The organism is Catellatospora sp. IY07-71 (genome assembly GCF_018326265.1).
In the GTDB taxonomy this organism is placed as follows: Bacteria; Actinomycetota; Actinomycetes; order Mycobacteriales; family Micromonosporaceae; genus Catellatospora.
Window position 1 is genome coordinate 7,717,810 of record NZ_AP023360.1, and the last position, 20,676, is coordinate 7,738,485.

16 protein-coding genes are annotated in these 20,676 nt (G+C 70.0%); 5 read left to right on the forward strand and 11 right to left on the reverse strand.

Features of this window, described 5'->3' with window-relative positions; translation table 11 throughout:
* Positions 1 to 19 precede the first annotated feature (19 nt).
* Positions 20 to 1,048: an MBL fold metallo-hydrolase gene (locus CS0771_RS34550; protein WP_212844903.1), complete on the reverse strand. Its 1,029-nt coding sequence runs from the start codon at positions 1,046 to 1,048 to the stop codon at positions 20 to 22.
* Between the two features lie 118 nt (positions 1,049 to 1,166).
* On the opposite strand from CS0771_RS34550, the gene CS0771_RS34555 reads away from it, so the two are divergent.
* The 3 genes from CS0771_RS34555 (at position 1,167) to CS0771_RS34565 (ending at position 3,423) form a co-directional block, all read left to right on the forward strand.
* Positions 1,167 to 2,132: a LysR family transcriptional regulator gene (locus CS0771_RS34555; RefSeq protein WP_212844904.1), complete on the forward strand. Its 966-nt coding sequence runs from the start codon at positions 1,167 to 1,169 to the stop codon at positions 2,130 to 2,132.
* On the forward strand, positions 2,125 to 3,018 hold the full coding sequence (locus CS0771_RS34560; protein WP_212844905.1) for a serine hydrolase: 894 nt from the start codon (positions 2,125 to 2,127) through the stop codon (positions 3,016 to 3,018). The genes CS0771_RS34555 and CS0771_RS34560 overlap by 8 nt, the downstream gene beginning before the upstream one ends.
* 117 nt (positions 3,019 to 3,135) lie before the next feature.
* On the forward strand, positions 3,136 to 3,423 hold the full coding sequence (locus tag CS0771_RS34565) for a hypothetical protein (RefSeq protein WP_212844906.1): 288 nt from the start codon (positions 3,136 to 3,138) through the stop codon (positions 3,421 to 3,423).
* Positions 3,424 to 3,426: 3 nt separating this feature from the next.
* Here CS0771_RS34565 and CS0771_RS34570 read toward each other — a convergent pair whose 3' ends face one another.
* Positions 3,427 to 4,677 (reverse strand): MFS transporter, encoded by a 1,251-nt coding sequence (locus CS0771_RS34570; protein WP_212844907.1) that lies wholly within the window; start codon positions 4,675 to 4,677, stop codon positions 3,427 to 3,429.
* A gap of 221 nt (positions 4,678 to 4,898) precedes the next feature.
* Between CS0771_RS34570 and CS0771_RS34575 the strand changes: the two genes are divergently transcribed.
* The gene (locus tag CS0771_RS34575) at positions 4,899 to 5,357 is read left to right on the forward strand and encodes a hypothetical protein (RefSeq protein WP_212844908.1); all 459 of its coding nucleotides are present in this window, start codon (positions 4,899 to 4,901) and stop codon (positions 5,355 to 5,357) included.
* Positions 5,358 to 5,599: 242 nt separating this feature from the next.
* Here CS0771_RS34575 and CS0771_RS34580 read toward each other — a convergent pair whose 3' ends face one another.
* From CS0771_RS34580 to CS0771_RS34600, 5 genes are all read right to left on the reverse strand, one after another.
* Positions 5,600 to 6,610, reverse strand: coding sequence for a LacI family DNA-binding transcriptional regulator (locus CS0771_RS34580; protein WP_212844909.1), 1,011 nt, complete (start codon positions 6,608 to 6,610; stop codon positions 5,600 to 5,602).
* 53 nt (positions 6,611 to 6,663) lie between these two features.
* A complete protein-coding gene (locus CS0771_RS34585; protein ID WP_212844910.1) occupies positions 6,664 to 7,683 on the reverse strand; it encodes an ABC transporter permease in 1,020 nt (339 codons plus the stop codon).
* Positions 7,680 to 8,648: an ABC transporter permease gene (locus CS0771_RS34590; protein WP_212844911.1), complete on the reverse strand. Its 969-nt coding sequence runs from the start codon at positions 8,646 to 8,648 to the stop codon at positions 7,680 to 7,682. Before CS0771_RS34590 ends, CS0771_RS34585 begins: the two co-directional genes overlap by 4 nt.
* Complete coding sequence (locus tag CS0771_RS34595) at positions 8,641 to 10,161, reverse strand: sugar ABC transporter ATP-binding protein (RefSeq protein WP_212844912.1); 1,521 nt, start codon at positions 10,159 to 10,161, stop codon at positions 8,641 to 8,643. The genes CS0771_RS34590 and CS0771_RS34595 overlap by 8 nt, the downstream gene beginning before the upstream one ends.
* An 84-nt stretch (positions 10,162 to 10,245) precedes the next feature.
* A complete protein-coding gene (locus CS0771_RS34600; RefSeq protein ID WP_212844913.1) occupies positions 10,246 to 11,316 on the reverse strand; it encodes an ABC transporter substrate-binding protein in 1,071 nt (356 codons plus the stop codon).
* A 287-nt stretch (positions 11,317 to 11,603) separates the two neighbouring features.
* On the opposite strand from CS0771_RS34600, the gene CS0771_RS34605 reads away from it, so the two are divergent.
* Positions 11,604 to 11,891: a hypothetical protein gene (locus CS0771_RS34605; RefSeq protein WP_212844914.1), complete on the forward strand. Its 288-nt coding sequence runs from the start codon at positions 11,604 to 11,606 to the stop codon at positions 11,889 to 11,891.
* A 124-nt stretch (positions 11,892 to 12,015) separates the two neighbouring features.
* Here the strand turns inward: CS0771_RS34605 and CS0771_RS34610 are convergent, their stop codons facing one another.
* The 4 genes from CS0771_RS34610 to CS0771_RS34625 form a co-directional block, all read right to left on the reverse strand.
* On the reverse strand, positions 12,016 to 13,536 hold the full coding sequence (locus tag CS0771_RS34610) for a hypothetical protein (RefSeq protein ID WP_212844915.1): 1,521 nt from the start codon (positions 13,534 to 13,536) through the stop codon (positions 12,016 to 12,018).
* A gap of 187 nt (positions 13,537 to 13,723) precedes the next feature.
* Positions 13,724 to 15,265, reverse strand: coding sequence for a serine/threonine-protein kinase (locus tag CS0771_RS34615; RefSeq protein ID WP_212844916.1), 1,542 nt, complete (start codon positions 15,263 to 15,265; stop codon positions 13,724 to 13,726).
* Between the two features lie 52 nt (positions 15,266 to 15,317).
* Positions 15,318 to 18,482: a type I restriction endonuclease subunit R gene (locus CS0771_RS34620; RefSeq protein ID WP_212844917.1), complete on the reverse strand. Its 3,165-nt coding sequence runs from the start codon at positions 18,480 to 18,482 to the stop codon at positions 15,318 to 15,320.
* Complete coding sequence (locus tag CS0771_RS34625) at positions 18,479 to 20,566, reverse strand: AIPR family protein (protein ID WP_212844918.1); 2,088 nt, start codon at positions 20,564 to 20,566, stop codon at positions 18,479 to 18,481. The genes CS0771_RS34620 and CS0771_RS34625 overlap by 4 nt, the downstream gene beginning before the upstream one ends.
* Between the last annotated feature and the right edge of the window lie 110 nt (positions 20,567 to 20,676).

Sequence of the window (20,676 nt, forward strand, 5' to 3'; positions counted from 1 at the left end):
AGCGGCGTCCCCCGGCCGGTCAGAACAGCAGCGGGCGCAGGTGTTCCGCCTCGATCACCTCGGTGCGCAGCCCGAGCGCACGCACCGCGTCCTTCACCCGCCGCACCGCACCCGTGTCGACGGTGTCGCGCAGGTCCGGGTCGTCGAAGCCGGTGACCATGTCGTCGTGGTGCACCGGGATCACGTAGCGCGGGCCGCCCAGCACGGTGAGCAGCCGCTCCAGGTAGCGGTGCAGCGAGCTGCTGTCCGTCATGGACACCGCGACCACATCCGGCCGCAACCCGGTCAGCTCCCGCTCGACGAAGTTGGTCCCGCCGAACATCAGGATCCGCAGCCGGTCGCGCACGGTCACCTGGTACGCCAGCGTGCCGCCCTCGACGAGGTCGCTGATGCTCGCCGGGGCGGGCGGCGGGGCGACCCGGGTGCCGGGCGCGAAGAAGCCGTACCCGAGCGACTGGCTGTGCAGGCTGCGGATCACCTGCACCCGGTACGCCCCGCCACCGAACTCCAGGTCCTCGCCGCCGGTGGCGACGATGTTGTTCTTGCGCTGCGCGTCGGTCATACCCATCGCGGTCATGAGGTGCCGATGCGTCTCGGTGCCGATGGTGCGGATCGTGCTGCCCGCCCAGTCCGGCCGGGACAGCAGCGACGGCACGTCGGCCAGGTGGTCCCAGTGCCCGTGGCTGATCATGATCAGCTCCGGCGGCCCGGCCAGCCGCCCCGTGGCCAGCAGACGGTCGGCCACCGCCGGGTCGACCGCGAGCGGCCCGCCGGGCAGGCGGTAGTCGAAGCGGCTGAGGTACGGGTCGAAGTAGAGCACCCGGCCGTCGAACGCGATCTCCCAGCCGGCGACGCCCAGCCAGCGCATCGACACCCCGGCGGCCCGCCCGGAGCCGATCCTCGCGGGCGCCGGGGCCGGTGCGGCCGCCCCCGCGGCGGCCGGGGACAGGCCCACGGCGGCGACCCCGGCGGCCGCGCCCCCGAGCACGGCACGGCGCAGCAGGTCACGACGCGGGACAGCGGATGCGGTGGCACAGTTCTGACACATGGGACGGTGGTTTCCTTCCGGTTGAGATCACCTGAAAGCAGCCAACCGCGCCGGTCACCGCCCGGTCCAACATCAATACCGCGCAAGCCCGATATCGGATCCGGTATCGTCGCAGCCCGTGGACCTCGTGCAGCACCTGCGATACTTCGTCGCGGTGGCCGAGGAGCTCCACTTCGGCCGCGCCGCCCGCCGCCTGCACATGTCCCAGCCGCCGCTGTCGCAGCGCATCCAGCGCCTGGAACGCGAGCTCGGGGTGCGCCTGTTCGACCGCTCACCGCGCGAGACCACTCTCACCGAGGCGGGCCGCGTGCTGCTACCCCAGGCCCGCGAGCTGCTGCTGCGCGCCGATGCCGTGCTCACCCTGGCCGAACAGGTCGCCACCGCGAGCGCCGCGGTGCTGCGCGCCGCGCTACCGCCCGAGCTGGAGGGGGCCACCGTGGCCGCCGTGCTCGGCGGATTCCGGCAGCGCCGCCCGCGCACGGTGCTCGAACTCCGCGAGATCCCGACCGCCGCGCAGCAGCAGGCCCTGGCCCGGCGGCAGCTCGACGTCGGCGTCCTGCAACTGCCCTGCGACCTGGCGAACCTGACACTCGGCCCGGTCGTGCACCGCCCGCTGGGCGTCCTCGTCGCCGCGGGCGGGCCGCTCGCCGGCCGCCCCGAGCTGCTGCTGTCCGACCTCGGCCCGTACGACCTGGTCACCTTCCCGCGGGCGGCGGCGCCCGCCCGGTTCGACGACATCCTCGACACCTGCGACCGGCACGGCTACCGGCCGCCCGCCGTGCACCAGGCCGACGGCCGCAGCTTCACCATCGGCCTGGTCCTGACCGGCACCGCCGTCGCGTTCGACACCGGCGCGGGCCCGCACCACCCCGACGTGGCCTGGCGGCCACTGGCCGGGCAGCCGCTGGCCGAACGCGTCGCGGTCGCCTGGCCCCACGAACGCCCACACCCCGACGCAGCCGTGTTCGCGCGCACCGTCGCGGCGGTGCTCGGCCCCGGCCCGGCCCCCGCCGCGCGGCCCCTGCCACAGACCCGGCCCTCCTCCGAATTCCTCGCCCCGCCGTACGGAGCCCGCGATGAGTGACGACGTCCGCGACCGGATCAGCGCGCTGTTCGCCGACGCGGGCGTCACGGGCTGGCTGCACGCGACCGACCTCGGCACCGGCCGCGAGGTCGGCGTGGGCGCCGACACCACCGTGCTCATGGCCAGCGTCTTCAAGGTCCCCCTGGTGCTCGCCCTGTACCGGGCCGCCGACGCCGGGCTCGTCGACCCGGCGCGACGCGTCACGGTCGAGCCGGGTGTCCGCACCGGCGGCCCGACCGGGATCGGCGCGATGGCCGACCCGGTCGACATGTCCCTGCGCGACCTCGCCCACCTGGCGATCAGCGTCTCCGACAACGCGGCCGCCGACGCGCTCGCCGACCACCTCGGCCTGCCCGCCGTCGCCGAGGCGGTCGCCGCCGCCGGGATGGCCCGCACGGCCGTGATCGAGGTGTGCCGCGACGTCGCGTCGCGCACCGCCGCCTCGCTCGGCACCGCCGACCCGGCGCGGCTCGCCGCGCTGCTCACCGACCCGGCTGCGCTGTCCCGGCTGGCCACCCTCGACGTGGCCGGGTCGAACCGGACCACGGCACGCGACTGCACGACGCTGCTGGCCGGGCTGTGGCGCGACGAGGTGGCCACGCCGCGCTCCTGCGCCGCGGTGCGCCGGCTGCTCGCGCTGCAGGTGTGGCCGCACCGGCTCGCCTCCGGCTTCCCGTTCGACGACGTACGCGTCTCCGGCAAGACCGGCACCCTGCCCACGGTGCGCAATGAGATCGGGGTGGTGGAGTACCCCGACGGCGGGCGCTACGCGGTCGCCGTGTTCACGCGCAGCGCCTCCACTGCGCTCACCCTTCCCCGCGCCGACGCCGTGATCGGCACAGCAGCACGAACCGCCGTTGAGCACCTCCGCGCGGGCCGCCGCTGATCCGGTCGCCAAGGCGCATCACACGAACTCATGGCCGGAGGGCATCGCCGGCTGTCACACAGCTACGACTCGAAAGCCCATCGCGCCAGTCACGTGACGCGGCTTAATGTGCCCCTCATGGCGAGAACGTTCCACGACGAGGACGCCGCTTTCGAACGCTGGCGTGATTCCCACCCTGACGGCTTCGTCGTCAACCACGACCCGATCCCGAAGGCGTCCTACGTCGTACTCCATCGGGCCGATTGTGTCCGGCTGCGCAGCAGTCGCGGGTCCAACTGGACTCGCACCTACGGCAAGACCTGCGCGGAGCGGCTTGAGGACATCGAAGCGTGGGCAGACGCCACGGTCGCGACGCGCGACATCCACCTGTGCGGGTTCTGCCAACCGCCGGGTCTAGCGGATTGAGTGCTACGCGACGGAGGGCTGTGGCTGTTCGTCGGCGTGGGCGATGTGGGTCATCTCGCGCCACAGCAGGACGACGAACACGAGCGAGCCGCCGAACGCGAACCAGAACGGCGCGGTCACCCCGTACGCCGCGGCGAGCGCGCCGCCGATCGGGGCGCCCACCACGAGGCCGCCGTACACGCAGATGGTGTTGAGGCTGCCGACGCGGCCCTGCAGGTGGTGCGGGACGGCGCGCTGCCGGACGGTCATCGAGGTGGTGCCCCAGATGAACGCGTGCGCGCCGAACAGGAAGAAGATGACCGAGGCGACCCAGCCGGACCGGGTGACGGCCAGACCGAGGTGGGTGATCGTCTCCAGGATCAGGCCGGCCCGCATCAGGTTGCCGAGGCTGACCCGCTGGGTGAGCCACCCGTACATGCTGGTGCCGAGCAGACCGCCGATCGCGGAGATCGTGGTGAGCAGGCCGAACCCGACGGAGCCGAGGCCGAGCCGGTCCTGGGCGTAGAGCACGAGCACGGACCAGGCCGCCCCGAACGTCACGTTGAAGATCAGGATGATCAGCATGAGGGTACGCACCGCGGGGTGCCGCACCGTCCACCGGTAGCCCTCGACGACGTCCTGCCACACGCCGCGCACCGGCGCACCCGCCGCGCGGCCGTGCGCGGGCAGCACGATCCGGGAGACGAGCAGCAGCCCGGCCACGTCCAGGACGATCTCGGTGAGGAACGGCCAGGTGCTGCCGGCCGCGAACAGGGCGGCGCCGATGGGCGGCCCGGCGAGCTGGTTGAACGTGATGAACCCGGTCTGCAGCCGGGAGTTGGCCAGGGCGAGGTCGTCGCGCGGCACCAGCATCGGGGTGAGCGTGGCGGTGGTGTTGTCGGCGAACACCTCGGTGGTGGCGAGCAGGCCGAGGGCGAGCAGCGCCCCGGGGGCCGACAGGGTGCCGGTGGCGACGGTGGTGATCAGCACGGCGAGCACGGCGACGCGCACGGTGTTGGCGGCGAGCACGATGCGGCGCCGGTCGTGGCGGTCCGAGAGCACGCCCGCGTACAGGCCGAACAGCAGCGCCGGGGCCCAGCCGAACAGAGCGGCCAGGGAGATGAGAAACGCGTCGTCGGTCAGCGAGGCGACGAGCAGGGGCCCGGCGGCCAGCGCGATGCCGTCGCCGAGGTTGGTGGTCCAGGACGAGGCCAGCAACCACCGGAAACTTCTGCCGAACCGTTCCGGGACGATCCTGTCGATGACCTTGCTCACGAGGTGAGGACCCTACGTGGGCACAGGTGGCCGCCGCAACGCCGATTCCCGAAAAACGACCGCAGGCTAAGACGACACCAGCATAAGCGAATTCCGCGGCTTGATCACTCGGCTGTTCGACCGTCGCGACCTGCGGCTGATGCCCCCTAATGTTCCCCTTCGTGTCGGCGCCCGCCCGTTGTTCGGCGGGCGCCGCGCTCTGTCCACCGAGCCACGGAGGCATGTTGCACGAGATCGAGCTCATCGCGCGTACCGTTCTGCTCTCGTCCGCCCGCCCGGACCCCGCCACCGAGGTGTGGGCGTGCCAGACGCTGGCCGCCCGGAACCCCGGCTACCGGGGGCACCTGGCCCAGGCGCTCATCCGCCGGACCCGGACCGGGCTTGAGCTGCCGGTCCGGCTCCGGCTGTCGGAGGAGGCCGTCGCGACCGCCCGCTTGATCGATCCCGTCCTGGACCACCACGCCACCGACATTCTGATCTGGGCGCTCGACGCCCTGCAGCGCAACCTGTCCGAGGCCGGGCGCACCGCCGAGGCCTGGGCCGCCCGCCGCGAGATCCTCGACCTGCACCACCCCGGCCTGCACCGCCGCTGCTACCTCACCGACTGCTACGCCGGCGCGCTGCCGATCCCGGTCGAGGACTGGGCCGCGGCAGTCCCGAACCCGCCCACGGCCTTGTGACGCCCTCGCTCGACGACTGCCGTGCCGCGCGAGGCGACTTCTGGGTTGCGGTGGCATCTCACAAGTCGCCTCGCCCGAGGCGCCTGGTCGCCGTCCGGGCACGCCCGCGACGACCCAGAGGGCGGTAAGCCGGTGCGTAGACCACAACTTCTGGGTTGTAGCCACAACCCAGAAGTTGTGAAGCGCGCACCGACATGTCCACCGAAGCGGCTCACGGCGCTCGTGGCCGGCTCTGGCGAGGATCAGGCGGCGGGGGCGGATTCGCGGATGACCAGGCGGAACGGGGGCTGGAGTTCGGTGGGCGGGTCGGTGGGGCGGCCCTCGACGCGGTCGAGCAGCTTCTCCACCGCCAGCCGGCCGATCATCTCCTTGTCCGGCGAGATCGTGGTGAGGGTCGGGATGCTGAACCGGCCCTCCTCCACGTCGTCGATGCCGATCACCGCGACGTCCTCGGGGACCCGCAGCCCATGCTCGTACAGGGCGCGGATCGCGCCGAGCGCGATGAGGTCGTTGAACGCGAACACCGCGTCGGGCGGCTGCGGCAGGCGCAGCAGCTCCCGCATGCCCGCCGCGCCGTCGCCCCGGCGGAAGCCGCTGGTGGTGACCGTCAGCTCGGGGTCGAACGGCAGCCCGGCCGCCGACAGCGCCTCGGTGTAGCCGCGCAGGCGCAGCAGCGACGGCGCGCGGTTGGCCTCGATGTGCGCGCCGATGAACGCGATCCGGCGGCGGCCCAGCGCCACCAGGTGCCGGACCGCCGCGTGGCTGGCCGCGAGGTTGTCGATGACGATGTGGTCGTACGGCGCGCCGTAGATCGCCTCGCCGACCAGCACCATCGGGGTCTCGCTGGTGCGGGTCATGATGTCCGCCCGGTCCAGGTGCACCGCGGACAGGATGAGGCCGTCGATGATCTGCGAGCGGAACCCGTCGGCGACCAGCAGCTCCTTGTCCCGGTCGCCGTCGGTGTAGTCGAGCAGCAGCGTGTAGCCGCGCCGGGTGGCGGTGCGGATCGCCGCGTCGGCCAGCTCGGCGAAGTACGGGTTGTTCAGCTCCGGGATGGCCAGCGCGATGATGCCGGTGCGGCCCCGGCGCAGGTGCCGCGCACTGAGGTTGGGGGTGTAGCCCAGCTCGTCGATGGCCTGCTGGACCTTGGCCCTGGTGGCCTCGCCGACGGGCCGATAGCCGTTGACGACGTTGGACACCGTCGCCTGCGACACGCCCGCCCGCCTGGCGATGTCCTTGAGACTGACCGCCATGGGCGGGGTTCCTCCACTCACTGCTCATTGTCACCACTGCCGGGGCCGCCACGTCAACGCGGCCTTCGCCGCCTCCTGCCCAGGAAGGTCTGCACGACCACGACGAGGATCAGGAACAGGCCGCTGACCACGGACTGGTATGACGAGTTCAGCGTGCCGATCTGGTTGATCACGTTCTGGATCACGCCGAGCAGCAGCACCCCGCACAGCGTGCCGCTGATCGAGCCCGCGCCGCCGACCAGCAGCGTGCCGCCGATGACCACCGCGGCGATGGCGTCCAGCTCCATGCCGACGCCGAGGATGGTCACCCCCGAGGACAGCCGCGAGGCGTTCAGCACCCCGGCGAACCCGGCCAGCAACCCGCTGAGCAGGTACGTCAGCACCCTGATCCGGGCCACCGGCAGCCCCATCAGCGCCGCCGCGTCCGGGCTCCCGCCGACCGCGAACACGGCCTGACCGTAACGTGTCCGCTGGAGCAGCACCGCCCCGAGCCCGAACAGCAGCACGGCCAGGTACACCGGATACCCGATGCCGAGGAACGTGCCCTGCCCGAACTCCAGGAACGCCGAGTCCTTGGGCACCAGGTACGTCGTCGCGCCCTCGTCGGTGACGGCGAGCAGCAGGCCGCGCGCCCCGAGCAGCCCGGCGAGGGTGACGATGAACGGCGCCATGCCCGTCTTCGCGATCAGCACGCCCTGCAGCAGGCCGATCGCGCCGCACACGGCCAGCGGCAGCAGCAGCGCGGGCACCGGCCCCCACTGCGAGGCGTACGCGGCGAGCACGCCGCCGAGGGCGAACACCGACCCGACGGACAGGTCGATGCCGCCCGTGATGATCACGAACGTCATGCCCAGCGCGACGATCGCCAGGAACGACGACTGGATCGCGATGCCGTTGGCGTTCTCCGCGGTCGGGAACGCCGGGAACAGCACCGACGCGACCAGCACCGCCAGGACCAGCACGGCCGGTGCGCCGTGGCGCTGGGCGAGCCCGGCCAGGCGCTCCCGGCGCAGCTCGCGCTCGACCGGCGCCGGGTGCGCCGACGCCGCGGGAGTGGTGAGGATCTGGGTCATCGGGTACGCCGTTCCCGTGCGAGGTAGACCGCGGCCAGGATGATGGCCGCCTGGATCATCTGCGCCGACGAGTCGGGCAGGTCGTGGTTGATCAGCGTGGCGCGCACCAGCTGCATCAGCAGCGCCCCGGCGACCGTGCCGAGCACCCGGATGCGGCCGCCGGTGAGCGGGGTGCCGCCGACCACCACGGCGGTGATCGCCGACAGCTCCATCAGGTTGCCGATCGCGGACGGGTCGCTGGCGCCGAGCCGGGCCGTGGCCAGCACCCCGGCCAGCGCGGCGAGCACCGCGCACAGCGCGTACGTGCCGATCAGCACCCGCTTGACGGGCAGCCCGGCCAGCGCGCTCGCCGCCCGGTTGCCGCCGACCGCGACCAGCTGCCGCCCGTAGACGGTGCCCCGCACCACGAACCCGATGACCAGCGCGAGCACCCCGGCGATGAGCACCGTGTACGGCACGCTCAGCAGCTCGCCGGTGCCCAGCTCCAGCAGGGTCGGGTTGGTGATGCCCTTGAGCTGCCCGTCGGCGAACACCAGGGCCAGGCCCCGGCCGCCGACCAGCAGCGCCAGCGTGGCCACGATCGGCTGCAGCCCGACCACGGCGACCAGGGTGCCGTTGACCACCCCCACCAGCGCCCCGACCAGCAGCGCGACGAGCACCGCGGGCCAGAGCCCGTATCCGATGTAGAGCGGCAGCACCGCCGCGGCCAGCGCCATCACCGAGCCGACGGACAGGTCGACGCCCTCGCTGCCGATGACCATCGCCATGCCCAGCGCCGCGATGACCACGGGCGCGACCTGCACCAGCTGCGTGCGCAGGGTCGCGGTCTGCAGGAAGTTGTCGGTGAACGCGATGTTGAACAGCACCAGCGCGGCGACGGCCGCGTACACCCCGTAGTCCTGGGCCCAGCGGGCCGGCCGGGCGCGGTCGAAGGAGGCGGCCGGGACCGCTGTCGTGTCAGTCATGGGCTGCCTCCTGTGCCAGCGCGGCCATGATGTTGTCCTCGGTGACGTCGTCGCCGGCCAGCTCGCCGACGACGGCGCCGGCGCGCAGCACCACGATCCGGTCCGCGCCCTCGACCAGCTCCTCCAGATCGGAGGAGATCAGCACGACGGCCAGGCCCTCGGCGGCCAGCTCGTCGATGAGCGCCTGCACCTCGGCCTTGGCGCCCACGTCGATGCCGCGGGTGGGCTCGTCGAGCAGCAGCAGCCGCGGGTTGAGGCACAGCCAGCGGGCCAGCAGCACCTTCTGCTGGTTGCCGCCGGACAGCTCGGACACCTTCTGCTCGGGGCTGGCGGCCTTGATGCGCAGCCGCTTCATGAACGTCTCCACGACCCGGTCCTGCCGCGCCCGGGAGACCACGCCGCAGCGGGACAGCCGGGGCAGCGCGGCGAGCACGATGTTCTCGCGCACGCTCAGGTCCGGGATGATGCCCTCGGCCTTGCGGTCCTCGGGCAGCATCGCCATCCCGGCCCGGATCGCGCCCGCGGGGGTGCGGCGCTTGAGCCGCCGCCCGGACATGTCGACCGTGCCGCCGTCCGCGCCCAGCGCCCCGACCACCGCCTTCGCGGTCTCGGACCGGCCCGAGCCGAGCAGCCCGCCCAGCCCGGTGACCTCGCCGGGGCGCACGTCGAAGGAGACGCCGTGCAGCTGGTGCCGCACGGTCAGGTCGCGCACCCGCAGGATCGGCTGGACGTCGCCCGCGTCGTGCGCGGAGAAGCCGGTCAGCCCGTGACGGCGTACGTCGGCCACGTCGCGGCCGAGCATCAGCGAGATCAGGCTCAGCCGGTCGAGCCGCGCCAGCTCGCCAGCGTGCACCCGGCGGCCGTCGCGCAGCACGGTGACCCGGTCGCAGAGCTGGTAGAGCTCGTCGAGCCGGTGGCTGACGTAGATGATCGCGATGCCCCGCCCGCTCAGCTCGCGTACCACCCGGAAGAGGGTTTCCACCTCGCGGGGCTCCAGCGACGAGGTCGGCTCGTCCATGATGACGACCTTGGCGTCGACCGCGACCGCGCGGGCCAGCGCGACCATCTGCTGCGCCCCGAGGCCCAGCGAGTGCAGCGGCAGCCGCGGGTCGACCGTGATGCCGAAGCGGGCCAGCACCTCGCCCGCCTCGCGGTTCATCCGCGCCGTGTCGATCAGCCCGAACCGGCCGCGCGGCTCGCGGCCGAGGAACAGGTTGCGGGCGACGCTCATCAGCGGGACGAGGTTGACCTCCTGGTAGATGGTGGAGATCCCGGCCGCCTGCGCGTCCAGCGGGCGGCCGAAGCCGACGGGCTGCCCGAGGTAGTGCACCTGCCCGGCGTCGGGCCGGTACACCCCGGTGAGGATCTTGATGAGGGTGGACTTGCCGGCGCCGTTCTCGCCGACGAGGGCGTGCACCTCGCCGGGGGCGACGGTCAGCGACACGTCGTCCAGCGCGAGCACGCCCGGGAATCTCTTGCTGACCCCGCGTACGTCCAGCACGGGTTCGGTCATCGGGTGCTCTCCTTTCGCGTCCCGATCGTGGGAAGTGCGCCTGCCGCGGCGTTCGGCAGGCGCACTTCCGGCATCGATGCAGCGTCAGTAGGCGCTGCTCAGGGACGCCGCCGCGTTGGCGGAGTCGTACTCGCGGTCGGAGATGATGACGTTGGCGGGGATGGACTCGCCGCCCAGGAACTTCTGCGCGGTGGCGAACGCCAGCGGGCCGAAGCGCGGGTTGGACTCGATCACGGCGTTGATCTCACCGGCGACGATGGCCTTCACCGCGTTGGCGGTGCCGTCGATCGACACGATCTTGATGTCGACGCCGGGCTTCTTGCCGGCGCCCTTGATCGCGGTGACCGCGCCCAGCGCCATCTCGTCGTTCTCGGCGTAGATCGCGGTGATGCCCGGGTTGCTCAGCAGCAGCTGCTCGGTCACCTGCTGGCCCTTGTCCCGGGCGAACTCGCCGGTCTGCTGGGCCACGATCTCGATGCCGGGCGCCGTCGCCTTGATCTGGTCGACGAAGCCGTTGGTGCGGTCGGTGGTCACGTTGTTGCCCGACGAGCCGAGCAGGATGGCCACCTTGCCCTTGCCGCCGGTCGCCTTGACCATCGCGTCAGCGGCGCGCTTGCCCTGCTCGACGAAGTTCGAGCCGAGGAACGCGACGTAGTCCTTGCACGCGGTCGCGTTGACCTTGCGGTCGATGGTGAGCACCGGGACCTTCTTGTCCGCGGCCGCCTTGAGCGCGGGCTCCAGGCCGTCGGAGTTGAGCGGCGCGATGATCAGGAACTGCGCGCCCTGGGCGAGCATGTCCTGGATGTCGCTGACCTGCTTGGACAGCTGCGACTGCGCGTTGGTGACGAGCAGCTTCTTGACGCCGAGCTTCGCGGCCTCGTCCCTGATGGACTGGGTCTCGGCGATGCGGAACGGGTTCGCCTCCTTCTCCGACTGGGAGAAGCCGACGATGGCGTCCTTGAGGTCGATCTTCGTGCCGCCGTACGACTGCAGCGTGCAGCCTTCGCCGCCGGGGCTGGCCGAGGCCACCACCTGCGCGCCGGCGCTGCCGCCGTCCGTGGGGGTGCCGGTCTCCTCGCCCTTGGTGCAGGCGCTGAGGAACGCGCCGCCGAGGACGAGGGTCGCGGCGATGGTCAGTGATCGGGTGCGGAACATGAGGGAACTCTCCTTCTGCGGTGTTATTGACGTACGTCAATAAAGGAGGGCATTCTTACTGCGCGAACGGGACCGCCGAAAATGTTGCGGCGCAATCGTTCCGGCGATTGCGATCAACGGCCTTCGCTCTATAACGTTATACAGACCGAGTCCGGTGACGACAAGATGTCGTGTCTGCACCGTTACGAAACCTTTCTGACATCGGACATGCCGGACCCGTTTGATCGAAGGTCCGTCCGTGCTGTTAGAACGGCGTGGATGGAGCTTCGATCAGGTCGGGGGATGCCATGACGATCAGCCTGTGCGTGCTGCTGTGGGCACGGCCGGGGGCCGAGGCTGCTCTCGCGGCGTACGAGGACAAGGTCCTCGCGCTTTTCGACGACCACGGCTGCACGCTGCTGCAGCGGGCGCGCACGGACGGCGCGGACGGCGCGCCCGCGGAGATTCAGCTGATCTCAGTGCCGTCGCAGGCCTCACTGGACGCGTACATGGCCGACCCGCGGCGCACCGCCCTGGCCGCCGAGCGCGACGCGGCGGTCGCCCGCACCGACATTCACCGCGTCACCCTGGTCTGACCCGCCTGCGCACCGCGCCGCCGGGTGCGGCTGCAGTTTCGGGGAAACCGGGGTTTCGGCCGCGTTCAACCGCGCAGATTCCCCGAAACTGCAGGCGTCGATCTTGTCAGCCCTGCGTCCTCGTCTAGCTCAGACCCGAACCGGGCCGCTCTCGTTCGCGGTCTGGTTGCCGGGTGATCGCAAGTCCCGTCGAGGGCTCGCCGCCCAGCAGCGGGTCGGTGCGCTGCTCGCTTTCGGGGAGGTTCATCGCTGCGGCAAGGAGATTGCCGATCCGGCTGGCGTCGTCGAGCCCCTGCCCCTTGCCGGCCCAGTCGTCGAAGGTGAGCCTGATGTTCTCTTCGGTGGTGATGACGTCGAGGACCGGGCCACGCTTGTCGCGTTCACGGAACCGCACGTAGCGAATGTCCGAGAGGGGGAACTCACGATCGATCGTCCCCTGTTTGCGCAGCGTGCTCTGCGCGGAGATGAAGAAGCGTTCGGGGGTCACGCCGAGGTACGCGTTGTCGGCGACGAGGCGGTCGAGATTGACGTCGGCGATGGCCAGCAGGGGCTCCTCATCGGGCACGGTCCAGCGGAGGATCCGCAGCACATCCTCCGGCACGGACTCATTGAACACCGCGAGAGGCGGATCAAGCGGAGCGCGCCGAGTGTGAGCGACGTTGCGGAGCTCAGCCACCCGCTCGGCGAGCGCCTCGGCCATGGCGACGGCGTCGCGGATGTTCCGGCGCTTGGTGGTGAACGGCAGGCTGCGCTCTTCCGGCAACTCGGCCATCAGACGGCACTGGCGCTCAAGGTCGGCGAGGAGTGCCGCCACGTCGTCCATGGCTTGGGTGTGTTCGCGCTCCGCCTCGGTGACCACTTCAGCGAGCAGTCGTTCGTTCTCGAGGGCGTTCGCCTCGTCGCGGCTGATGTGAGCGGCGCGCAACACCTGGGCGCGATACCAGGACCACTCCGCCATGAGCATGCCGTGCGCGTCGGCGATCATCTGCTCGATGTTCTTCTGAATGTAGGCGCGACGGCTCTGCCCGTTGGCATCGAGTTCCTTGACGTGCCCGCGGACGAGCGACATGAAGAGGTGGCGCTGCTTGCGCAGGTCTGCCTCCCTCGTCGCAATGGAGGCGAAGACGTGGTCGTTGACAGCGCCCACCGCCTGGGCCTCACGCACCGCACGCATCGTCGTCTCGTGCAGACCGAGCAGAGTCGCCCACTGGTCCTCGTGCAGCGCCCGGAGCACATCGCGGGTGAGCTCGATGTTCTCGTCGATGCGGCGTGAGATCGAGGCCAGCTGCACCTGCAGCGCCAGCAGCGCGGCGGCCGGGCCGAGGGCGGCGAGCAGGCCCGCGGTCTGCGCCCCGGTCGCCGGCGCCCAGCGCACGGAGTGGGCGAACTTTCCGTTGCGCGCGAGCGTGCCGAGGTTCCAGCCGCCCGACGTCATCGGCTGCGCCGTCTTGAGCATCTGCAAGGTCTCGGGCGCCAAACGCACCAGCCCCTGCACGGTCATCGCACCCTGTGCACCCTGAGCCGCCAGATTGCCGATGCCCGACGCCATCGCGAGCTTGTCGGTCAGGCGCTGGCTTGTCTGAGGACTCACCATCGCGAAGGGGACCAGGTCGAGGTCGTCGGGTGCCGCGTCCGCGAAGAGCACGGCCACTCCCGGCCTGATCTCGACCAGGCTGACCGTCGGCTCGTCGGTCGGGGCCGCTGAGGTTCCGGTGGGCCCAACTTCTGACAATGTCACGCAGGCTCTCTCTCATCGATCGGCGGAGGGGATTCTAGGGTTGGGAGCCGCTGACGCGGCTCCGACGACAAGTCGACAGCGGATCCACCCGAGTTCAGTTCCGGGCCTTCATCAGCTCGATACGCTGGTCCAGCTTCTGGACGGTGATGGACTCGCTGCCGAACTCGGCGGCGAGCAGCGGGCGCACGCTCAGCAGATCGGCGAGCCCGTCGGCTGTCCGTTCCGAGGCGTGCAGCAGAAGGCCCCGGCTGTAGAGCGCGTCCCGGTACAGCGGATCACCGCTGTCGGCGTGGGCGAGGAAGTCGGTGAAGTAGCCGATCGCCGTGTCCACGTTGCCGATCTCGGCGTTGCTGGTGGCCGCCGCGTGGCGCAGGTACTGCACGTCCGGGTCGGCGTCGCCGTCGCGGCGGGCCAGCCCCGGCAGCAGCTCGTCCAGCACGCCGGCAGCCCGGCCGTACTCGTCGGCGTCGTACAGCGCCACCGCCAGGTCGAAGCCGACCTCCAGCGCCAGCTCCGGCTGGTGGCCCGCGCGGGCGTACGCGTCCTCGAGCAGGTCGATCGCCTGCTGCACGCGGCCGTCTTCGAGCAGATCACGCATACGCGCTCGCACGGCCAACGCACCGTCGACGTCGAGCGGCGGCCGCCTGTCCACGGCGGTCGCCGCCTGCTTCGGCCGGGCTGCCTTCGGCGAGGGCGCGAACGGTCGCACGAACGGCCGGCGCGGGTCGCGCTCGCCGGGCACACCGGCCGTCTTCGGGGCGACGAAACGCAGCAGCGTCTCGTAGACGGTCTCGGCGTCCGGCCGGTCCGCGGCGTGCTTGGCGAGCATCGCCAGCAGCAGGCTGTCCAGCTCGGCCGGGACGTCCTCGCGCAGCAGGCGCACGGACCGGGCCGGTGTGTTGACGTGGTGGTCCTGGTAGGACTGCGACGGCGTCGCCTCGAACGGCACCCGTCCGGTGAGCATCTCGTGCAGCACGCAGCCGAGGGCGTACACGTCGGTCGGCGGCCCGACCAGGTTGCCCAGCGCCTGCTCCCGTGACATGTAGGGCGGGCTGCCCACGGTCTTGCCGACCTGGGTGAGGCGGGGCAGCGCGGCGGCGCCCTGGAGCACCGCGACGCCGAAGTCGAGCAGCTTGACCACGCCGCTGGTGGTGAGCATGACGTTGCTGGGCTTGATGTCGCGGTGCACCACGTCGACGCGGTGCACGTCGACGAGGGTCGCGGCGATCTGGGCGGCGATGGCCGCGCTCCAGGAGACCGGCTCGCCGAGCGCCTCCGGGATCGCGTCGAACAGCGTCTGGCCGTAGAGCAGCTGCATGACCAGGTAGGTGCGGCCGGTGCCGGGGTCGGCACCGAAGTCGTACACCGTCGGGATGCCCTGGTGGTCCAGGCGCGCGGTGGTGCGGATCTCGCGCAGGAACCGCTCCCGGTCGAGGGCGGCGGCCTCGACCCAGGCCGCCGCCTCGGGGCTGCCCGCGGGCAGCGACACGGGGGCCGCGCGGTGCATGAGCTTGATCGCGATCCGGCGGTCGAGCTGCTGGTCGTAGCCGCGCCAGACCTCGCCCATGCCGCCGGAACCGATCGGGGCGTCGACCCGGTAACGTCCGGCCAGCAGCCATTCGTCAGTCGGTGCCACGTCGCTCATGCTCTCCCCTGTCCGGCCGGTGCGCCCGGCCGTCGTCAGCTCGTCAGGGCGTGACCGTCTCGTTGGTCGTGCTGCTGGCGGCCCGCAGGCGGCGCAGCGCCTCGTCGCGGGCCGGGCTGCGGATCAGGTCGTACGCCCGCTTGCGCGCCACCGCCTTGATCGCGGCCTGGAACTCCGGATTGTCGAAGTAGCGCCGGACGAAGTTGGTGTTGCTGTCGTGGTTCTCCGCGACGACGTGGTCGAGCTGCTTGTCGGCGACCTGGCCGAATTTGTCCAGGTCGTTCTGCAGCGCGACGGCCTGCATCTTCTCGTCCACCACCAGCGAGATGATCTGCTGGCCGAGCAGGATCTGGTCCGAGGTGCTGAGGTCCAGCCCGAAGCGCTCGTTGAGCTGGGCGATCACCTCGCTCAGCGGCACCTCCTCGACCTCCTTGCCGACCCCGCCGTCGGCAGAGAAGCCCGCGATCAGGTGCTCACCGGCCGGGGCCAGCTTGAGATCGTGCTTGCCGGTCCGGTCGATCCGCAGGTGGCTCAGCGTCGCGTCGCCGATGTCGACGCCCGCGCCGGGCTGGCGCGGCAGCCGGTTGGACAGGTGCCTGCCGTAGAGATAGAGCCGCTCGAGCTCCGGGTCGGTGTAGCCGGCGATCTGCGCCAGGAAGCTGTACGCGCGCAGATAGTCCGAGAGCGCCGATCGGAACTCCTCGGCCTGCTCCGGCTCGCGACCGGCCAGCTCGACGAACCGGTCCACGGCCGGCTGCGTGAAGTGGTAGAGCTGCGCGTGCGCCTTCTGCAGCTGCGCCTCGGTGACAGACGACCGCTCGGCCTTCAGCAGCGCGTCCACGAACGCCTGCATCTCGGAGGCCACCAGGAGCTGGTGGTCCATGACCTCCCGCTCCTTGTCGTAGAGCAGGTTCGGGTCGGTCGGCTCGGTGATCGTGGTCTCGAAGTAGGGCTTGAAGGCGGCCTGGATGTGCTCGGCCTCGTTGGCGAAGTCGAGCACGAACACGTCGTCCTGCGTCTTGTACCGGTTGGTGCGGTTCAGCCGAGAGAGCGTCTGCACGGCCGCGACGCCGGCCAGCGGCTTGTCCACGTACATCGCGGTGAGCAGGGGTTGGTCGAATCCCGTCTGGTACTTCTCCGCCACGACCAGGATCCGGTACTCGGTCTGGTTGCGGGCCACCGCCTGCGGATCGTCGATCTTCGTGTACCCGAACCGGTCCGGCAGCGCCGCCTCGGCGAAGCCGTTGAGCTTCGGCTCGGTGTAGTCGATGCCGTCGATGCTCAGGGTGCCCGAGAACGCGACCAGCGGTGTGCAGTCAGTCAGCTCCAGCTTCTCGACGTACCGCCGGATCGCCTGGTAGAGCTTGACGGCGTGCTCACGCGAGCGGGTGACCACCATCGCCTTCGCCCGACCGCCCAGCAGGTGGGCGACCTCCTTCTGGAAGTGATCGACGATGATCTGCGCCCGCTGGTCCTGCGACGACGGGTGCAGCTCGGCCGCCCGGACCAGCTTCGCCTTGGCCTTGCGCGGGTCGACGTCCGGGTCGGCCTGCTCAGACGCCTCCACCGCGGCGTTGCTGAGCCGCCAGCGGGCCTCGTACGTGATGTAGTTGCGCAGCACGTCGAGGATGAAGCCCTCGTCGATCGCCTGGCGCATCGAGTACACGTGGAACGGCCGCCAGTTGCCCGTCTCCGGGTCCCTGGTGCCGAACAGCTCCAGCGTCTTCGACTTCGGCGTCGCGGTGAACGCGAAGTAGGACAGGTTCGGGTGGCGGCCGCGCGCCATCGCCGACGCGGTCAGCAGGTCGCCGTCGTCGTCCATGTCGTCGAACCCGTGCCGGCCCAGGGCCTTCTTCAGCGCGTTGGCCGACTCGCCCGACTGCGACGAGTGCGCCTCGTCGATGATGACCGCGTAGCGCTTCTCGCCCAGCGCGGAGACCTTGTCCAGCACGTACGGGAACTTCTGCAGCGTCGTGATGACGATCCGGGCCGCCGAACCGGCCAGCGCGTCCGCGAGCTGCTGCGAGTTCTCATCGATCTTCTGGACCACGCCGGTGACGTGGTCGAACTGGTAGATCGTGTCCTGGAGCTGGCGGTCGAGCACCACCCGGTCGGTGATGACGATGACCTTGTCGAAGACCGGGGTGTTCGGCTGGAGACCTGCCTGCCGCGCCTGCTCATCGAGCGCCGCCGGATCTTCCGGGGTGTGCAGGGTGGACAGCCGGTGTGCCAGCCAGGCGATGGTGTTCGACTTGCCCGAGCCGGCCGAGTGCTCGATCAGGTAGTTGGTGCCCGCGCCGTGCCGGGCCGCGTGCGACGTCATGGTCTGCACGGCGTGCCACTGGTGGAAGCGGGGGAAGATCAGAGGACTGGTGTGCGGGTCGGCGGAGCCGCCCTTGCCGTTGCGGGCGCGCGGGTTCTCCACGTGCACGAACCGCTGCAGCAGCTCCAGCCAGGCGTCCCGCTGCCAGATCTGCCGCCAGAGGTATGAGGTCTGGTAGCCGCCTTCTTTTGCGGGCGGGTTGCCGGCCCCGCCGGAGACGCCCGGACCGTGCGAGCCAATGTTGAACGGCAGGAACCGGGTCTGCTCCCCGGCCAGCCGGGTCGTCAGGAACACCAGGTGCGGGTCGACGGCGAAGTGCACCAGGGTCCGCTTGGCGAAGATCAGCTCCTTCGCGTCACGGTCCTTGCGGTACTGCTCCTTCGCGTCCTCGACCGTCTGGCCGGTGAGCGGGTTCTTCAGCTCGGCGGTGGCCACCGGGATGCCGTTGACGAACAACGCCAGGTCCAGCGACTTCTCCGGCGTCTTCGCCGAGTATCGCAACTGGCGCACCACCGTCAGCCGGTTGGCGTTGTACTCGTCCAGCGCACCAGCGGCGAGGGTGTGACCTGGGCGGAAGTACACGAGCTGGATCGTGACGCCCCGATCCTTGACCCCGTTGCGCAGCACATCCAGCACGCCGCGCTTGTCGATCTCTCCCGCCAGCCGCTTCTTGAAAGCCATCTGTGCCGAGCCGATGTCGCCATACGCCTCGACCAGCCGCTCGAACGCGTTGTGCTGCGTGGCACCGATGAAGGTGCACAGTTCGTCACCGTCAAGGCCCAGCTCCGTTGAGTACGAGCCCGGATTGCTCGAATGCCAGCTGGCGGCCAGGAGCTCAGCCTCTATCGCATCCTCGAACGGCTTCTCCTTGTATACCCTGGTCACAGCAACTCCTCCCCGACCAAAGACAGCTCGCCCGCACGCAGCACCGCTTCTGCCATCTCCACCAGAGTTCCTTCGCCGGGCACGGCCCAGCGTTTGGTGCCCTGAACTGCGACCGAAGCCTCAGCCCACTCCGCCAAGGCCCACATTCGCATGACCAGCCCGCTGGGGCTGTAACGTTTCCCGTCCACTGCCCAGAGCAGCGGCTTCGTCCGGTCGTTCACCCACGTGGCCGTCTCCCGACGCGGGTCAGCCGACAACCAATCGGCCAGTGCGGCCCGCTCCGGAGCGGTGTCGGCTCCGAATTTGAGTGTGGTGCCGTCCTTAATCTTGCGAGCGTCTACAAGGATCTGAACACTGCTGGCTCGGCGCGTGCGCTGCTTGGGCAGGACGCGGTATGAATCCGGCAACTCCGGCGCTGAAACTCCTTCATCCAGCTTCCGCAAGGCGAACTGAACCAGTGATCTGACCCGTTCAGGATTCGAGAACGTAGCACCGATCAGCTTGTTCACGCCGATGATCTCGTCCACCGCATGGATGAGCCATTGCAATGCCACGTCGACCAGCCCTGGCACCTGACCGAGGACATCGCTCCAGTCGAAGTCGGGGTCGTCGACACCGTCACGGCCGATCCGCTGGAACGCCAGGTGCGCGACGAGCAGGTTGCCATGCTCGGCTACCGCCGCGGCTCGGCCCTCCCTGGATGCCTGGCCCGCATGGAGGGATTCGAGTACAGACCGCAGGAGCTGTACCGAACGCCAGATCTGGATCGCGCTTGGCTTCGAGCCGAAGAGCAGCCGGTAGGCACCCTTGGGCCCGTCCTCCCACAACAGGTCCTCGGCGACGCGTGCCCGCACGGCAAGCTCGGCGCTAGGATGGGCGCAGGCGAGCGCCACCGCGGCTACCCGAACGGAGCACCCGGATTCCGCCGGCGGTTCGAGCTCGCTACGCCGGATCGAATACGTAAGCCCTAGGGCTGCGGCGAACTCATCCTTGATTTGGGCCTGGATCGGATCGAGGGCGACGAAGTCCCGGCGCTCGACGTGGTTTTGCGTGTTCGTGGCCTTGGTGATCTGTGAACCGACGGTAGTGTCCGACGTCTCGATTATTCGGACATTGACGAATGCGTAGCCTGCGGTCTCCTCCTGGCTCACTGCCCGTGCGACGGCCGCGACGGTCTGGGCCCCGTTCACCACGCTGGCACCTGTAATCTTCAGGTCGACCGGCCCACTAGGCAGCCCCTTTGACCGGAGCTTCACATCCAGGTCATCGCACAGCACCGTGATGCCGTTGTTGTAGTACCAGAAGTCGTGGGGGTCTTCCGTGAGCGTCCGAACGAGACCTGCGTTGACATGCGTGAGCCCGAGCGACTCACGAATGTTCTTGCCAAACAGCCGGTCGCCGTGGGCGACGTGCCAGTCGGCGACTTCCGCTGCGGAGACGACCCCGACGATGGCCCGCATCGGCGTCTCCAATTGGAACCAACGATCCATGATCAGGGCAAGGTTTATCGGTTCCGGCTGACTTGATCGGCGCATCATCTCCCAGAGGTCTCGGCCGTAGAGGACCTTCACGTCGAGGTGCTCGCCATACGCGTTGAACTCACGCCGTACGTCCTCCAGTCGCTGGGTCACGTTCTCGTGAAGTTCGTCTTTCCGCATGAGTGCCAGCACCAGCGTGATGCGAGCACGCCGGTCACTCAGCACCGTCTTCACACGCTCCGCGTGCTGCTGGAACCGAGGGTTGAACCGGGCGAAGTCGAATTGGTCGATCTTTCGTAGCCCGTCGACCATTGTCATGACTTCGAGTTCGCCAAGTTTGGCTTCACCCTTGTCACTCCATTTGGTCTGAATTAACCACAACCTGGGTGCCGCCTCGGAGATCGCCAGCGCGTCAATCCCGAAGTCTTGGCCCCCGTCGACGACGAAGCCAGCCGCGGTCGGGGCGTCACAACCGATGTAGTCGCGCACGACAAGCGCGCCCAGCGCTCGCGTCAGGAACTTGCGGCGCCTCTCGCCGGGATCCGGATGCGTGAAGTCGGTGATGTCGATGAGGTCAGCGAAATCGCGTTTGAGCGCCTCGGCCATGACAGTGACCTGGCGCACCGCATCAGTAGTCACAACGTGCCCTTTCTTCGACCCGAGATATCGGTTTTCGCCGCCGAGGTGGTCATGATTGCCTAGCAATGCTCATTCAG

What these genes read in the sequence shown, in the direction of transcription:
- CS0771_RS34590 (WP_212844911.1), bottom strand. Translation starts at nt 8,648, where the DNA reads ATGACTGACACGACAGCGGTCCCGGCCGCCTCCTTCGACCGCGCCCGG.
- CS0771_RS34625 (WP_212844918.1), bottom strand. Translation starts at nt 20,566, where the DNA reads ATGGCCGAGGCGCTCAAACGCGATTTCGCTGACCTCATCGACATCACC.
- CS0771_RS34560 (WP_212844905.1), top strand. Translation starts at nt 2,125, where the DNA reads ATGAGTGACGACGTCCGCGACCGGATCAGCGCGCTGTTCGCCGACGCG.
- CS0771_RS34580 (WP_212844909.1), bottom strand. Translation starts at nt 6,610, where the DNA reads ATGGCGGTCAGTCTCAAGGACATCGCCAGGCGGGCGGGCGTGTCGCAG.
- CS0771_RS34600 (WP_212844913.1), bottom strand. Translation starts at nt 11,316, where the DNA reads ATGTTCCGCACCCGATCACTGACCATCGCCGCGACCCTCGTCCTCGGC.
- CS0771_RS34605 (WP_212844914.1), top strand. Translation starts at nt 11,604, where the DNA reads ATGACGATCAGCCTGTGCGTGCTGCTGTGGGCACGGCCGGGGGCCGAG.
- CS0771_RS34595 (WP_212844912.1), bottom strand. Translation starts at nt 10,161, where the DNA reads ATGACCGAACCCGTGCTGGACGTACGCGGGGTCAGCAAGAGATTCCCG.
- CS0771_RS34550 (WP_212844903.1), bottom strand. Translation starts at nt 1,048, where the DNA reads ATGTGTCAGAACTGTGCCACCGCATCCGCTGTCCCGCGTCGTGACCTG.
- CS0771_RS34585 (WP_212844910.1), bottom strand. Translation starts at nt 7,683, where the DNA reads ATGACCCAGATCCTCACCACTCCCGCGGCGTCGGCGCACCCGGCGCCG.
- CS0771_RS34575 (WP_212844908.1), top strand. Translation starts at nt 4,899, where the DNA reads ATGTTGCACGAGATCGAGCTCATCGCGCGTACCGTTCTGCTCTCGTCC.
- CS0771_RS34565 (WP_212844906.1), top strand. Translation starts at nt 3,136, where the DNA reads ATGGCGAGAACGTTCCACGACGAGGACGCCGCTTTCGAACGCTGGCGT.